Annotated in this window: 13 protein-coding genes and 3 pseudogenes; 4 read left to right on the top strand and 12 right to left on the bottom strand. The window is 61.3% G+C overall.

The window, feature by feature from the left end:
- Nucleotides 1-6: 6 nt before the first annotated feature.
- The 3 genes from ACPPVP_RS07695 to hspD form a co-directional block, all read right to left on the bottom strand.
- Nucleotides 7-159: a hypothetical protein gene (locus tag ACPPVP_RS07695; protein WP_426532810.1), complete on the bottom strand. Its 153-nt coding sequence runs from the start codon at nt 157-159 to the stop codon at nt 7-9.
- Nucleotides 160-393: 234 nt separating this feature from the next.
- On the bottom strand, nt 394-717 hold the full coding sequence (locus tag ACPPVP_RS07690) for a hypothetical protein (RefSeq protein ID WP_426532808.1): 324 nt from the start codon (nt 715-717) through the stop codon (nt 394-396).
- Between the two features lie 72 nt (nt 718-789).
- Nucleotides 790-1,245, bottom strand: coding sequence for a small heat shock protein HspD (hspD, locus tag ACPPVP_RS07685; protein ID WP_426532806.1), 456 nt, complete (start codon nt 1,243-1,245; stop codon nt 790-792).
- 751 nt (nt 1,246-1,996) lie between these two features.
- Here hspD and ACPPVP_RS07680 point away from each other — a divergent pair.
- The gene (locus ACPPVP_RS07680) at nt 1,997-2,179 is read left to right on the top strand and encodes a hypothetical protein (RefSeq protein WP_426532804.1); all 183 of its coding nucleotides are present in this window, start codon (nt 1,997-1,999) and stop codon (nt 2,177-2,179) included.
- A 535-nt stretch (nt 2,180-2,714) separates the two neighbouring features.
- On the opposite strand, the pseudogene ACPPVP_RS07675 reads toward ACPPVP_RS07680, so the two are convergent.
- The 4 genes and pseudogenes from ACPPVP_RS07675 to dinB all read right to left on the bottom strand — a co-directional run bounded on the left by ACPPVP_RS07675 (nt 2,715) and on the right by dinB (nt 5,562).
- Nucleotides 2,715-3,145 (bottom strand): annotated as a pseudogene (locus ACPPVP_RS07675) (DUF1810 domain-containing protein).
- Nucleotides 3,142-3,593, bottom strand: a pseudogene (locus ACPPVP_RS07670) (NUDIX domain-containing protein). Before ACPPVP_RS07670 ends, ACPPVP_RS07675 begins: the two co-directional pseudogenes overlap by 4 nt.
- A 43-nt stretch (nt 3,594-3,636) precedes the next feature.
- The gene (locus tag ACPPVP_RS07665) at nt 3,637-4,344 is read right to left on the bottom strand and encodes an HAD family hydrolase (RefSeq protein WP_426532802.1); all 708 of its coding nucleotides are present in this window, start codon (nt 4,342-4,344) and stop codon (nt 3,637-3,639) included.
- A gap of 138 nt (nt 4,345-4,482) precedes the next feature.
- Nucleotides 4,483-5,562 carry a DNA polymerase IV gene (gene dinB / locus ACPPVP_RS07660; RefSeq protein WP_426532801.1) on the bottom strand — a complete coding sequence of 360 codons (1,080 nt, stop codon included), beginning with the start codon at nt 5,560-5,562 and terminating at the stop codon, nt 4,483-4,485.
- A 151-nt stretch (nt 5,563-5,713) separates the two neighbouring features.
- Here dinB and ACPPVP_RS07655 point away from each other — a divergent pair, with 151 nt between their 5' ends.
- Nucleotides 5,714-7,873 (top strand): exonuclease domain-containing protein, encoded by a 2,160-nt coding sequence (locus ACPPVP_RS07655; RefSeq protein WP_426532799.1) that lies wholly within the window; start codon nt 5,714-5,716, stop codon nt 7,871-7,873.
- A gap of 48 nt (nt 7,874-7,921) precedes the next feature.
- Here the strand turns inward: ACPPVP_RS07655 and ACPPVP_RS07650 are convergent, their stop codons facing one another.
- Genes ACPPVP_RS07650 through ACPPVP_RS07640 form a run of 3 tightly spaced genes read right to left on the bottom strand, consistent with a single transcriptional unit; the run spans nt 7,922 to nt 10,374 of the window.
- The gene (locus ACPPVP_RS07650; protein WP_426532797.1) at nt 7,922-8,485 is read right to left on the bottom strand and encodes an MOSC domain-containing protein; all 564 of its coding nucleotides are present in this window, start codon (nt 8,483-8,485) and stop codon (nt 7,922-7,924) included.
- Nucleotides 8,485-10,167 (bottom strand): PHP domain-containing protein, encoded by a 1,683-nt coding sequence (locus tag ACPPVP_RS07645; protein WP_426532795.1) that lies wholly within the window; start codon nt 10,165-10,167, stop codon nt 8,485-8,487. Before ACPPVP_RS07645 ends, ACPPVP_RS07650 begins: the two co-directional genes overlap by 1 nt.
- Complete coding sequence (locus ACPPVP_RS07640; protein ID WP_426532793.1) at nt 10,168-10,374, bottom strand: hypothetical protein; 207 nt, start codon at nt 10,372-10,374, stop codon at nt 10,168-10,170.
- Nucleotides 10,375-10,715: 341 nt separating this feature from the next.
- On the opposite strand from ACPPVP_RS07640, the pseudogene ACPPVP_RS07635 reads away from it, so the two are divergent.
- Nucleotides 10,716-11,033 (top strand): annotated as a pseudogene (locus tag ACPPVP_RS07635) (metallophosphoesterase family protein); the annotation flags it as partial.
- A gap of 64 nt (nt 11,034-11,097) precedes the next feature.
- Here ACPPVP_RS07635 and ligD read toward each other — a convergent pair.
- Nucleotides 11,098-12,063, bottom strand: coding sequence for a non-homologous end-joining DNA ligase (gene ligD, locus ACPPVP_RS07630; RefSeq protein WP_426532791.1), 966 nt, complete (start codon nt 12,061-12,063; stop codon nt 11,098-11,100).
- Nucleotides 12,064-12,384: 321 nt separating this feature from the next.
- Here ligD and ACPPVP_RS07625 point away from each other — a divergent pair, with 321 nt between their 5' ends.
- The gene (locus ACPPVP_RS07625; protein ID WP_426537715.1) at nt 12,385-13,221 is read left to right on the top strand and encodes a ribonuclease HII; all 837 of its coding nucleotides are present in this window, start codon (nt 12,385-12,387) and stop codon (nt 13,219-13,221) included.
- Nucleotides 13,222-13,284: 63 nt separating this feature from the next.
- On the opposite strand, the gene ACPPVP_RS07620 is transcribed toward ACPPVP_RS07625, so the two are convergent.
- Nucleotides 13,285-13,473 carry a hypothetical protein gene (locus ACPPVP_RS07620; protein WP_426532789.1) on the bottom strand — a complete coding sequence of 63 codons (189 nt, stop codon included), beginning with the start codon at nt 13,471-13,473 and terminating at the stop codon, nt 13,285-13,287.
- Nucleotides 13,474-13,531: the final 58 nt, after the last annotated feature.

Here is a 13,531-nt window from a genome sequence, read left to right as displayed (position 1 = left end):
CCGCGGCTAGTTAATGGATGACGCTACGATCGAGGGCGGCGGCGTGTAGGTTTTCGGTGGATCGGGCCGCATCACCAAATAGAGTTCGCCCGCTACCAGCATGACGGCAGCAATCGCCAAAGCGAACATGCCCAGCACCAGATCGTACGGGTCATCCATCGCTTTTGAAATCTTGCGCGCTACTCGAAACTGAGGGCATCCGCGGCACGACGAGCGCGTCTGACGGTGACAGGGATGCCTCGGGGACCGTAGGACTGCACTTGGCGTGAACGGACCGCCCTATCCTTCTCGCCGCTCCATGCCTTTGCATCCTGCTGCAGCCGGTTCGCCCAGCGATGCTCCAGGCGGTTGATCACGTGACGGGGTAAACGGATATCGTCCATGCGATCCTCCTCAAGCTGCCATAGCCCGCGCCGTCGAAAACCGGCGCTTTGGCGTGCCACCAGGCGGGTTGCGGGGGCCGCCATCGAGTTCACATAAGGCCTCGAAGATGGCGTCAATGCTTACCGGCGCCTTCAGTCCTTCCGGAGCCCGCAGAGCGGGGCATGAAGCGATCGCAGAAGCATCGGAAGCCCAGGAGGCGAGGATCGCTCTCTTCTCGGCCAGCGTCAGGTCCGGATGTGAGACCACGTCTTTGGGGTGCTCGAAGACGGTGCCGGGGTGCAGCAGCGCCTGGAAATCGAATACGTTGTCGTGGGTGGCGGTCGTCGGCCGCATGTTTTCCTCCATTCTAAGACGAGCGGGGCGGTAGCCCGACACAACGAAGCCGGGCCACCGCAGGGGGTTCGCTCAAGCCGCCTTGGCTTCGATCTGGTGAACGTGGTCCTTAGACGCGCCTTTGATCGCGATCCGCCGCGGCTTCATGGCTTCGGGAATCTCCCGCACCAGTTCGATCTTGAGCAGGCCGTTGTCGAACGAGGCGTCCTTGACCTGAACGTAGTCGGCCAGGTTGAACTGCCGCTTGAAGGCGCGAGTGGAGATGCCCCGATACAGGAACTCCCGCTCGGCCTTCTCGGTCTTCGTGCCTTCGATAGTGACCACGTTCTGCTCCGCCGTGATCGAAATCTCATCGGGCGAGAAACCGGCCACCGCCAACGAAATCTGGTAGCGGTCGTCGGCCAGCCGTTCGATGTTATAGGGCGGGTAATTGTCCTCGCTGGCCCGCTGGGCGGATTCCGCGAGGTCGAAAAGGCGGTCGAAGCCGACGGTCGAACGCCAGAGCGGTGAAAAGTCGTAGCTGCGCATAGCCAGATCCTCCAAAGAGCAAAATGGATACAAGCGGCACCGGACACAACCGGTGCCCGTCTCAGTCTCCCGGACCCATAAGGCGCCCAGGAGCCATCTTGCGATGGCGACCTGAAAAATAAAAAAATCGGATTTTGGTTTCAAGGGGGCAGCGAAAAATTTTCAGCTACCCGTAGTTAACGATCTCCCGCAGCGCCGCCGGCCGGCTCGCGGGCTCAGGTCGCGGCCGTGACGGCCTCTGGAGATCTGGCCGGGAGTCAAGAAGGAGTCGGCGTCGGCTCGGCTTCGTCAATGGAAACGATCTCCCGGAAGCGCCCTGAGGCGAACACCCGCTTGGCGGACCGCAGCACGAACTCGCCGTTCGACGAAGTTGGGACGTACCGCAGTCGTCAGCGGAGGCGGACGAGGATCGGCTGCAGCGTCCTCGGCGGCAAAGATGGCCTCCGCTGGCCTGTATTGCCAAGCGATCCTTGATCATGTGAAGCGTGAAGATGACGCCCTCCGCCCTCCAGTCGCAGGAAATCGACCGCCAAGCTGGGCCGTCATGCTGCGCGCGGTGCTGCAAGGGCTGCCTCGGCTACGAGGTTTCAGAGGGCATGGCGACCGCGTGGGTCACGGGCGGGCAGGTCGTTCTCCGAAAGCCCGCCAATCCCGGATATGGAGTCGAACTCTCTGGTGGGTCGCAGTCGGATGTCTTGCAGGTGAGGGCCGTGGGCATCGGGAATCCGGCGACCCGGGGCGGGACGGCGACATGGAAACGTTATGGTGTGGCGAATTCGAACGCCTGCAGTCGCTGGTCGCGAAATCAGGAGGAAATCTCTCGATCGAAAGCGCCCGTCCCGTGGGCCAATACCCACTAAAAGTCGTGGCTGATCTGGGGCATTCGCAAGTTCACGACGACGTGGCAACGATCCGTCATCTCACGCGCAAGTAGGAATTGCGGCGCTCGCGGCAAAGCTCGACGCGCCCTCGCAAGAGACGCAGAGGGGACTTCCTCCGGCGCGATTCTAATCCCCGACGCCGATGAGCAGCGCCTCGGCGCGTTGCGACCGTTTCCGACCTGGCCTGCAGACGGAAGATCCGGGCGCCGGGCCGGGCCCGGGCCGCCCGCGGCGGGGTCGGCGGCCCGCACTAGATTCCAGAGGACTCGTTTCAAAGAATTCGATTTTTCAAGGATTCAATTTTCAAGGACTCGATTTCAAGGATTCGAATTCCCGAAGTTCGAGTCCTTGAAAACTCAAATCCTTGGAATTCGGTTTCCAAGGACTTGAATTCCCGAGCCCCGCCGCCGGACGCCAGCGGCGGCACGCGCCGGGCCGGGCGCTGTTCACTCGTCGGAGCCGCATGTCCGTGCGCTCGCGCGCCGGCAGCCGGTCGCGGGCGCGGCGCGGGCCCCGGACCCGGCGAGACCAGATCGAATGCTTAAGATACGGGATGGCATCGCCTTCGACCTTCCCGCCAACGCCAAGTCAGGTCCGCTTTGGTCCCAGTAGATCCAGCGTCCTTTGGTCTGACGCTCCGTCGTAGAACCTTTCAATTGCTGCGGAGATTCCGGATCCGACGAGACCGCGTTGAACAATGTCATCGAGGATTGGAATTTCAGGTCGTCTGGGCTGCCGAGTATTTCGCGGATTGTGCGGCCCTCGACAGCCGTGACGAGCGCCGTGCATTCCTTAAGCCGGGATCCGAGGACGGCATGGCCAAGATAGGCCACGGCCTCTTCCCGAGAAGCGATTGCGAAGCGTTGGGCCATCGCGCTATTTCCGAGTCCGGCAACCTGCGGGAAGATAAACCACATCCAGTGGCTTTGCTTCTGGCCGCGGCGCAATTCGCCTACGACCGGCGCGTAGATTGGCCTCTGCGCATCAAGGAAGCGCTGAAGATCGAAGGGGTCCGTCATGGCGCGCTCCTTCCAGGTTGGGTAACGAGTGCGGCGAGCCGATCGAGAAGTGGACGCTGGCCCTCGAGAATCTTTGCATGGGCGGATGGCAGGTCGAACCACTCGGCGCGATCTATCTCAGGAAAACTCTGCATCCGTCCGCCTTTCGGCGGCCATTCGATTTCGAAAGTGTTGCTTCTTATGGTCTGGACGTCGACATCGCCTTCGACGGCGAATGCCATCACCCGCTTGCCGCCACGCTGGCGAATCTCGCCGAGCGAATCCAGCGGCCCCAAGAGGGCGAGGCCGGTTTCCTCCATGAACTCGCGGCGCGCAGCAGCTGCGGCGTCCTCGCCTTCATCCATCTCGCCCTTGGGGATCGACCATGCCCTTCATCCTTCTTACGCCAGTAAGGGCCGCCTGGATGCACCAGGAGCACCTCCAGGTCTTCACCGGCGCGCCGGTACATTAGGATCCCCGCACTCGAGACGGACCGGCGTCGGGATTTCTGGTCAGACAACGATGCCTCCCGCGTCGATGCCGACTTCCGGTAACAAGGACGACAGGTCAGGCACTTCGAGGTCGGGCACCTCGGTCAGCAGCCGGGCGGAGCGGCCGCGCCGGCGCACCCAGACGGTCGCGCAGCCGAGCCGCCGTGCGGGCGAGATTTCTGTAACGCCCTCTGCGACATGGGCGACCTGATGCCCTTTTACCCCGAGACGCCCGAGCGCCAGCTCGAAGATGGCCTGGTCCAGCCTGTAGCACCGCGCTGCCTGCGCCGTGACGACGCAATCGAAGAAGACACCGAGCTGCGGCACGGTGGTCTTGAACAGGTCGTCGTCAATGTTGGAGATCATAGCGAGCCTGTAGCGCGCCTCGAGGGCGCGTAGCGCGCGCACCGTGTCGGGCAACGGTCGCCATGACGCGACCGATACCGCGAGCGCCTCTCGCTCAGCGTACCCGACTGGGAAGCCGAAGCGCCGCCCGGAGCGCTCGACCACGTCGGCAAGCACCGTGCGATACGACCTGTAGGGCGGCTCACACAGCGGTGCCTCAATGTCTTGGAAGGTCGCAACGATTTCGTCGTCCGACTGTGCAATCCCATATCGTGCCAGCAACGGCCTCAGCACCTCGATCACGCCCGCTTCCCAGTCGATCAGCGTGCCGTAGCAATCAAAGGTGAGAGTGGTGACGCGGGTGAGATAGGGAGACGCTGACACTTCGCTGGTTCCTGCACTGGGAGTTGAGTTCTCCGAAGAGATTTCGCCGCTAGAGTCGGGGTCCAAACAGACAGCCCGTCTTACGGAATTATGCATTTATATCGCCCGGAGCCGTGAGTGATGTGGTAGGCGTGGGCTTCATAGTTTAAGCGCGATTTGCGCTGGATCGTCGGTATCCTCCCCTACAAATCCGGAGACTGACACGCCGAGCAGTCTGACGAGTTTCTTCATCGGGAAGAGTGCTCTCAACAATTCGGTCGTCAGGTTCGCCAACTCCTCGCGGCGCACGACCGGAGCGACAACCGTTCGGCTCCTTGAGATCAACTCGAAGTCGGCGAATTTCACCTTGAGCGTCACCGTCCGGCCGCGCGTGCCCTTATTCTCGCAATGGCGCCAGACCTTGTCGATCAAGGGCTGCAGTTCCGACACCATCGCCTCGAACTCGGCGAGGTCGGTGAAGAATGTATTTTCGGCACCGACGGATTTCCGGATTCTGTCGGGCCGAACTTCGCGGTTATCAATGCCGCGCGAGATCCAGAAGTAGTAGCTGCCGGCCTTGCCGAAATTCGCCTGCATGAATTCGAGGGACTGGTTGCGCATGTCGAGGCCGGTGTGGAGACCGAGAGAGTTCATCTTCGCGCTGGTCGCCGGCCCGATACCGTGGAATTTGCCGACCGGCAGCGTCTCGACGAACGCTGCCCCCATCTCCGGCGCGATGACGTACTGGCCGTTCGGTTTGCGGTGGTCGGAAGCGAGCTTCGCCAGGAACTTGTTGTAGGAGATGCCGGCCGAGGCGTTGAGGCCGGTCACCTCCTTGATCTTCGCGCGGATCGCGAGCGCGACGTCGCGCGCCAGCCGAATTCCCCGCAGGTTCTCCGTGACGTCAAGATAGGCTTCGTCGAGCGATAGCGGCTCGATGATCGGCGTGTGCTCGGCGAATATCTCGCGGATCTGCTTCGATACCGCCTTGTAGACCTCGAAGCGCGGCTTGACGAAGATCAGGTCCGGACACTGCCTTTTGGCCGTCACCGACGGCATCGCCGACCTGACGCCGAACTTGCGGGCTTCGTAGCTGGCTGCCGCCACGACGCCGCGCTCGCGGGCTCCGCCGACGGCGACCGGCTTGCCGCGGAGATCCGGATTGTCCCGCTGCTCGACCGACGCGTAGAAGGCGTCCATGTCGACGTGGATGATCTTCCGCTGACGGGTTTCGTCCATTGCATTCCAGTGATTTGCGGCCGCCTTGAGCGGGCCTTGACAAATCGTGCTGCTTTAGAACAAAGATAGAACATCTCCGGCGCATCGGCAACCGACTGCGCGTGGCATGGCCCTCTTGCGTGTGATCCAGGAAGGCCCAAGGGCGCTGCGGATGAAACGGCCGGATCTACCTATCTATTATTACCACGACCATTTCGTCGAGATGCTCGCGTTCGTCAGAGCTACTTACGGCTCGATCCTGACGGATGAGCACGAGACCTTCGTCACGCGTTTCCAGAATCTTTCCAAGGATGCGCAATGCCTGCTGATCCGGATGGTCAATCGGCGGGGCACGATCTTCAATCGGTCGCTCTTCAGGTACGCTGAGATTTCGGATCTGGAACGCGCGGTCGACGACCTATTGGCGTGCGGCCAAGCGCGGTTTCTCAGGGACGAGGACTATTCCGCGTTCGTGGCGTGCCTGCCAAAGGACGTCCTGCTCTCCGGTGCGAAGGCGGCGGGCCGGACGGACGTCCGCGTCTCATGGCCGAAAGCGAAGCTGGCCGATTATTTTTTGGCGCAGGTTCCTTTTGAGGTCGCCGCCGAGCATTGTACCGCGTCGAAGTTCATCGCGTTGGACGACATCCGGCCGCTCGAGTTCCTGCTTTACCTCTACTTCGGCAAGACCGAGAACGACTTGAAGAACTTCGCGCTACGTGATCTGGGAATCATGCGGACCAACAAGGCCACTTCGTTCAAGGCCCGTTTCACGGATGGCGACGAGGCACGGGCCTGCTTTCATTATAGCCGCCTCCTCGATCGGCTCGAAGTCAAATCGTTGACCATCTACCAGGATGCAGTCACCGACATCTTCGGCGGGCCCGGTTGCTCTAGCGATTATGCCGCCGATCTCCGCAGCCGCGCCGCCTGGCTGGTCGGTCAGTTCTTCGAGAAGAGGGCTGAAACGGATCTCGCCAGGCAGCTTTATCGTGCGGGTTCGTCGTCGGAATGCAATGAGCGGTTGGTCCGCCTGCTTTACGGCGCCGGAGATAAGGAGGACGCGGAAGATCTGCTGCGGCGGATGATCGACGATCCGGCGAGCGACGGCGAATTTGTCTTCGCTACTGATTTCTATTCTCGGAAATTCGGCGGTCGCCGGACTGGATCGTGCACCGATCTGCTTCGCGCGGGCGTTACTCTCACGGTCGATGACGTTTTCCGCGGCAACCCGGAAGCGGGTGTCGCCGGTGTGATGCGCCGCAGGGGCTACCGGGTTTTCTTCGCGGAAAATACACTTTGGCATTCGCTGTTCGGATTGCTGTTTTGGGACGAGCTTTTCGAGTCCGAGCTGCTTCACAGCAGTTTCGATTGGGTGCCTCATTGCCTCAAGGACCAAAGCTTCGCGCGTCGGTTTGCCGCCCAGATCGACGACAAGCTGGATGCCGTTCGATCCGGAAGTGCTCTCAATCTGCTGCTACGCCCGCTTGCGGCAAACTGGGGCCGTCCGAACGGCATCTTCGCGTGGGATCATGTCGATGTCGACGCGCTGCGGCTGCTGCTGTCGGGAACCAGCGGGGAAGGAATCGCGACGATCGTCCGCTCGTTATGCCAGAACTTTCGCGACATGCGGGACGGATTCCCGGATCTCATGCTGGAGAAGGACGGCACCGTCTCATTCATGGAGATTAAAGCCGAGGGCGACGTTATCCGACGCAATCAACTCACGCGGTTGAAACAGCTTGGGAACGCCGGCATCCGTGCGGAAATCGGCAGGGTCGATTACCGCTTCGACCCCGAGCAGGATTATGTCGTGGTCGACGCAGAGACGACCGGCAGTTGGGCGGCGGGGGATCGGATAACGGAAATCGGCGCGGTTAAAGTTCGCAACCATCAGGTCGTCGACGAATGGCATTCCCTGTTGAATCCGCAGCGGACAATTCCGGCAAGAATAACGCAGATCACGAACATCACGAACGAGATGGTTCGCGATGCGCCGATATTCGCGGAAGTCGCGGACAGCTTCATGCAGTTCATGGGCGACGGTATCTTCGTCGCGCACAACGTCAATTTCGACTACGGTTTCATCAGCTACGAATATGAACGGCTTGAGCGCCGCTTTCGTTTTCCGAAGCTATGCACCGTCGCAGGAATGCGTCGGCGCTATCCGGGGCTTAAGTCATATGGACTTGGAAAACTCTGTGAATTCTACGGGATCGAACTCAAAACGCACCACCGTGCGCTGTGCGATGCCCGTGCAACGGGCCATCTTCTAAACCTTATCAATCAAAAGCGTGAAGCAGCCCTGCCGTCAGCGCTTGAAGACGCGGCCTAAGGGCGAGAATCTATAAATTTGGAGCGGCCGGTGGACGTTCGCTTGCTATTACAGAGCCGGCAAGGCGCGAAACCGGCACGACGGTAGCCGAACCCGCGCGGTGTCGCCGGCCGCGACCGGACCGCCGGACCGTACCACGCCCAGCACCCCACATTTGAATGGAGGGCCCGTTTCATCCAACGAGAGCACCTGCCGTTTCAAGCCCGCCTGGAAACGGTCGATGAGGACACACGGCGTCCGGAGGCCGGTTAGCTCGATCATCGCCATGTGTCCGAACTCAATCAGCGTCCCGAGCGGCATCCGCTCGAGGTCCAGGCCGGTTGTGGTGATATTCTCGCCCAGGTCACCCGCTGCGACCTCGAAGCCCGCTTCCGAGAGGGATTTAAAGAGCTCGGACGGGATCAGGTGGACCTGTCTGAGATTGGGTACGCGGGTCCGGCGGCGAGCCAGATAACGGTGTCGGACAAATGGACCTGCGTGTGCGTCGCCTTCGACGCCATGGCCTTCCAACAGCACGATCCGATCCCGAGTGGGCTTGCTGAAGCGGTGAGCGCGATCGGCGGCGACAGCGACCACAGTGCCCTCCGATGAGAGCGCCTCCGGCTGCGACATCAGGCCGCCCGGGCGAGCGAGCGCCGCTTCTGACGGAGGTATCGCGTGATTTCCGGAAGAGGCATCGCGTTGAGGACGCGGTCGGCGGGGACACCGCCCTTGCGCGCCATCGCGACGCCCCAGTGCATGTGGTCGAGTTCGGGGATCGAGTGCGCGTCCGGATTGATGCTGAGCATGCAGCCGAACTGAAGGGCGGCCTGGTGCCATCGCCAATCCAGATCGAGCCGCCATGGATGAGCGTTGATCTCGACAACGACGTCATGCTTGGCGCAGGCACGCAGCACTTTCTCTATGTCGATTTCGTAGCCTGGCCGCCGCTGGAGCTGGCGCCCGGTCATGTGTCCGATGATGGTAGTATGAGGATGCGATATGGCCCGAAGCAGGCGCAGAGTTTGCGCTTTGCGGTCCAATTTGAACCGGCCATGGATGCTCGCGACCACGAAATCGAAGCCTGCCAGCACGTCGTCCTCATAGTCGAGCGATCCGTCCCCCAAAATGTCCGACTCGATGCCTTTGAGAATCCGAAAATCGTTGCCGAAACGCCTGTTCAGGCGGTCCGCTTCCCGGTGCTGCTGCGCGATCTCCTCCACGGAGAGACCGCCGGCATAGTGCGCGGACTTTGAATGGTCGGCGACCCCGAAATACTCGAAACCGCGCTGGCGCGTAGCTTTGGCCATTGTCTCCAGGGTTTCGGTGCCGTCGGAGGCATCCGTGTGGCAGTGAAGGATCCCGCGCAGATCCTGGTCGGTGACCAACTTCGGCAACTTGCCCCTTAGGGCAAGCTCGACCTCGTTGCGCCCCTCCCGTAGCTCGGGATCGATGAAGGGCAGGCCGAGGGAGCGATAGATCTCAGTCTCGTCGCCGGCGATCAGGGAGCGGCCCTTGTGTAGGCCGTCGGCCTCCAGCCGCATTCCCTTCACCGCAGCCAGCGCCTGGAGCTTGGCAATGTGAGCGGCAGAGCCGGTGGCGAAGAGAAGGGCGGCGCCGAAGTGCTTTCGGTCGGTCAAGTGGATCTGCAATCCATCGGCCACGGACCCCTTCGACGTATTAGCTACCTCGGGCGCTTCTGCGACGATCGTGAGTTCACCGACGAGTTCGCAGCCTCGGCGGAAGTCGCCTGCGACCGTGACGCGCTTCAGCTCGGGCCGGGCCTTGCGGAGCGAATCCTTGGCCTGTGCGAGAAGAGTGGCGGCACGATGCAGGTGGAGGCGGCCTTCTCCGCTTTTCGCGATGGCCAAGTTCTGTAGGATCTTGGTCTGCAGCGCAGCGCCTAATCCTTTGGCCTTCTTGACGCGGTCGTCCTTGACCGCGGCTTCCAGCTCGGCGAGCGAGGTGATGCCGAGATCCTTGTAGAGACGCAGCACTTTTTCGGTGCGGAGACCTGGCACGGCAAGCAATTCGAGCACGCCTTCGGGGATCTCCTTCCGGAGCTTTTCAAGACTGGGATGAGTACCGGAATTGCTAAGCTTAGTGATGATGTCAGCGATGGCGTCGCCGACCCCCGGTATCTCCGTGAGCCGGTCTGCGGCGACGAGCACATGCAGAGGCACGGCGAGCGCCGTCAAGCTATCGGCGGCGCGTCCGTAGGCTCTCGCCCTGTAGGGATTGCCGCCACGTAACGCGGTTCGCTGCGCGTATTCTCTCAGAAGGTTTGCTACGGCGCGAGCGTCGAGGGACGGCACTCAACGAGCCTCCTGTCCGGCGTTCTGCGGACTCGGCGAGACAAAGCGACCTTGAACAGTCGGACCGACATCCGCCCGACTTTCGAGAGATCGCTCAAGCTTCTGCGCTGCCCGGAAGTCCTCGAGGTGCTGCGTGTTCGGGCTATAAGCGGCTTCTTTCTTGAGCAGATTATAGATGCGGCCAGCCATCAGTTGCAGCCGCTTCATTCTGCCATGCGGCATCGATCGCGCCTTGCAAAGAGCTCGGACAGCATAGGCCCGGAAGTAGTCAAATGCGTCTGACATATTGTTAGAACGCCAGCTCTGGCCTTTAGTTCTGTTACGGTCGTAAGAATCCTAGGCCGCCTGCTCCCGAGTTCACGTCGGGAACTGGCGGGCTGCCCTGAGCGATTCTGAATCCCGCGGATAGGCGGCTTGCTTGGAACTCCTCCGCGGCAGCTTGGCGTCTCCGGGCATTGCGGAAAGCCGGGTCCGCTGAGGTATATTTAGAGTCCGCTGCGCTGCTGTGCTGCTTCGAACGATCTCTGCTGCGGAATCAGCGTCGTCGCGTCACCGCCATCCGTGGAAACGTAGACAATGGCGAGTGGGCTCGCGAATATCCCGACACGAACCTTGTGCGCCTGGCGGGAAAGTCGATCTACGTTCTGCACGACGTAAAGACGTTGCGGGCCGATCGAGGCGCCGGCATCGACGTCATCGTGTCCGGGCATTCCCACGTGCCGAAGATCGACACGGTCGGTGGCGTTCTCTACCTGAATCCCGGCAGCGCCGGGCCGCGACGCTTCAAGCTGCCGATCACGCTTGCGACGCTCGAGGTCACGCCTGAGGGCATGCGACCTGAAATCCACGACCTTGGAGGCGACTGAGCGCACCACCGCGCAGGGAATTCACAGCAGAGGAAGCGAAGCGCTAAGTCGTTCCGTTTGCCGGCTACGCCCGAAGGGACGCGTATTTGCGTGGACGTTCTCGCTCGCGCACGACATCCTTCGCCCGCTTGTCGGACCTGAGCCCGAGATAGACGGGCTGGCGCAGTTCGCCCTTGCTCGTCCACTCTGCGAATTTGACCTCGGCAACTAGCGATGGCCTGACCCAGGTCGTGTTGGCCTCGTCCTTCACTTGGGCAGGAAAGGGAGACTTCGAGGCTGTCAGCTTCATGAGTTTGGCATGGAGGTCTTCCAGCACCTTGTGGCTGAACCCGGTGCCGACATGTCCGATGTAGCGCCATGCGTCGCCTTCCCGCACGGCGAGGACCAGGGCGCCGAAGAACGGCCTAGTGCGCCTGGGCGCCGTGAAGCCCGCGATCACCACTTCCTGTCGCTTTGCCGTCTTGATCTTCAGCCAATCCGGAGTCCGGCTTCCGGACGCATAAACGCTGTCGGCCCGCTTGGCCATGATCCCTTCGAGGCCCTTCCGCTCGGCCTCGGCGAAGAATTTCGTGCCGTCCCCTTTGCGGTGAGCGCTGAAGGCGATCAGCTTGTCGCGCGGCAAAATCGCCTTGAGTCGCTTTTTGCGCTCAAGGAGAGGCTGCTTGCGCAAGTCCACCGCGTTCTCAAACATGAGGTCGAAGGCGCAATACAGGAGCTTGGCTTCATGGCGCAGCGCGTTTTGAAGCAGCTGGAAATGCGAGACGCCGTCCTTTCCGATCGCGACGAGCTCGCCGTCGATCACGGCGTCGCCCTTCACGCCCTCCAGCGCTTTGGCGACCTCGATATAGCTGTGGCTGATGAGCTTGCCATTGCGGCTGTAGAGTGCAACCTTGCCCCGCCGAACTTCCGCGACCATCCGGAAGCCGTCGTACTTGTCCTCGAAAACCCAGCCTGGGTCGTCGAACGGCGCGTCGGTGAGCGTAGCGAGCATTGGCTGCAGGCGCTTGGGCAGAGTCGACGTCCGGCTCATCCGCGGGACAATCCTTCAGAACTAGTTGCGTAAGGCATGGACGTCCTTCAAGGATTAGGGAACGGCTCAGGGCTGCGCCATGTTCCGTCATACGCCGGACAAACAAGAGCGCGGGCGTTAATGATCCAGAAGGGCGGCGAAACAGATGGCTAGAAGACTACGACCTACCAGACGTCGCTGGGCTGCTTCGACCAGGCGATCACTGCTTCGTTGATCAAGGCGGCCTCACGCCTTTCCGGAAGTTCCACGGGCTCAGAGCGCCCCTTTCAGACATTCGCCACAAAGCTCGGCGACACCTCGACGCCGCAGCTTGAGGCTATCGTGACCCGTTACTCCCTGGATGAACTACGTCAGCGCTATGTTATTGAGGGTAGGCCGCTGGAGGCGAGCCTCGAAGAAATCCTGCGCGCCGACACCCGCGCAGGAGCGCGCGCCATCCTTGCTTCGATTGAAAAGCGCCGCTTTGAGAACCGGTCTGAAGGGCAGCGGCTTCGCAGGATGCTGCGCTTTGAGACGCTTCTGTGGGATGAGGGGCACGATGCCGTTGCGGGCGTCGACGAGGCCGGAATGAGCCCGCTTGCGGGGCCCGTCGCCGCCGCCGCGGTTATCCTGAAGCCCGGCACACGCATCGCCGGTATCGACGACTCGAAAAAGCTGGATGCGAATTCGCGTGAGGCCCTTGCGAAGGAAATCAAAGAAAAGGCGGCTTCATGGTCTGTCGCGTTTGTCGAAGTCGAGGAGATCGACACCATCAACATCTACTGGGCGGGCATTCTCGCAATGCGACGGGCTGTTGAAGGCCTGGGAGTAGTCCCGCAGCATCTCCTGATCGACGCGAAACTTTTGAAAGAGATAGCGATCCCGCAGCAGGCGATTATCAAGGGTGACGCGAAATCCGCCAGCATCGCGGCTGCTTCCATTCTAGCGAAGGTCTCGCGCGATGCGCTGATGCGAACGCTCGACACGCGTCATCCCGGTTACGGCTTCGCCGATCACAAGGGTTATCCTGTTCGCGCTCACTACAATGCCTTAGCTCAGCTGGGTGCGTGCCCTGCTCATAGACGTTCGTTTGGCCCAGTGCGCGAGGTCCTTGGCTTGCCGCCGTTACCGCCCTGGCCCATGGCATCAGAACGCGCCAATGCCACTGTCAGGGCCTGAGGCATAAGGCCTGCAGCCGCGAGCTGCACGGAAACGCGGTGCCGGATCTGCTGTATAGTTTGTTCACCCTTTCTGTTTTTCTTGTGCGCTCCTTCCATCGGAGCTTTTAGAGCGTTCTTCGAAGCGATCAGCGCCTTTAGCCAGATCGTGCCCCGACTTGCTCTCGGTTTTCGCTTCGTCCTTAGCAGCTGCCTCGCGCAAGCCTTCAGCGGCCCGTTCCCCCGCTTTTGATGATTTTCGCTCGTTGTTCATTTGATTTCCTTCCCTGATAAACACGCTTCTCCAAGAATACTTTCTTGTCTATCCCAGC

It is taken from the genome of Bradyrhizobium sp. McL0615 (assembly GCF_049993905.1).
GTDB lineage: Bacteria > Pseudomonadota > Alphaproteobacteria > Rhizobiales > Xanthobacteraceae > Bradyrhizobium.
Note: the sequence above shows the minus strand (reverse complement) of the source record. Positions and strands in the feature narration are given on the sequence as shown.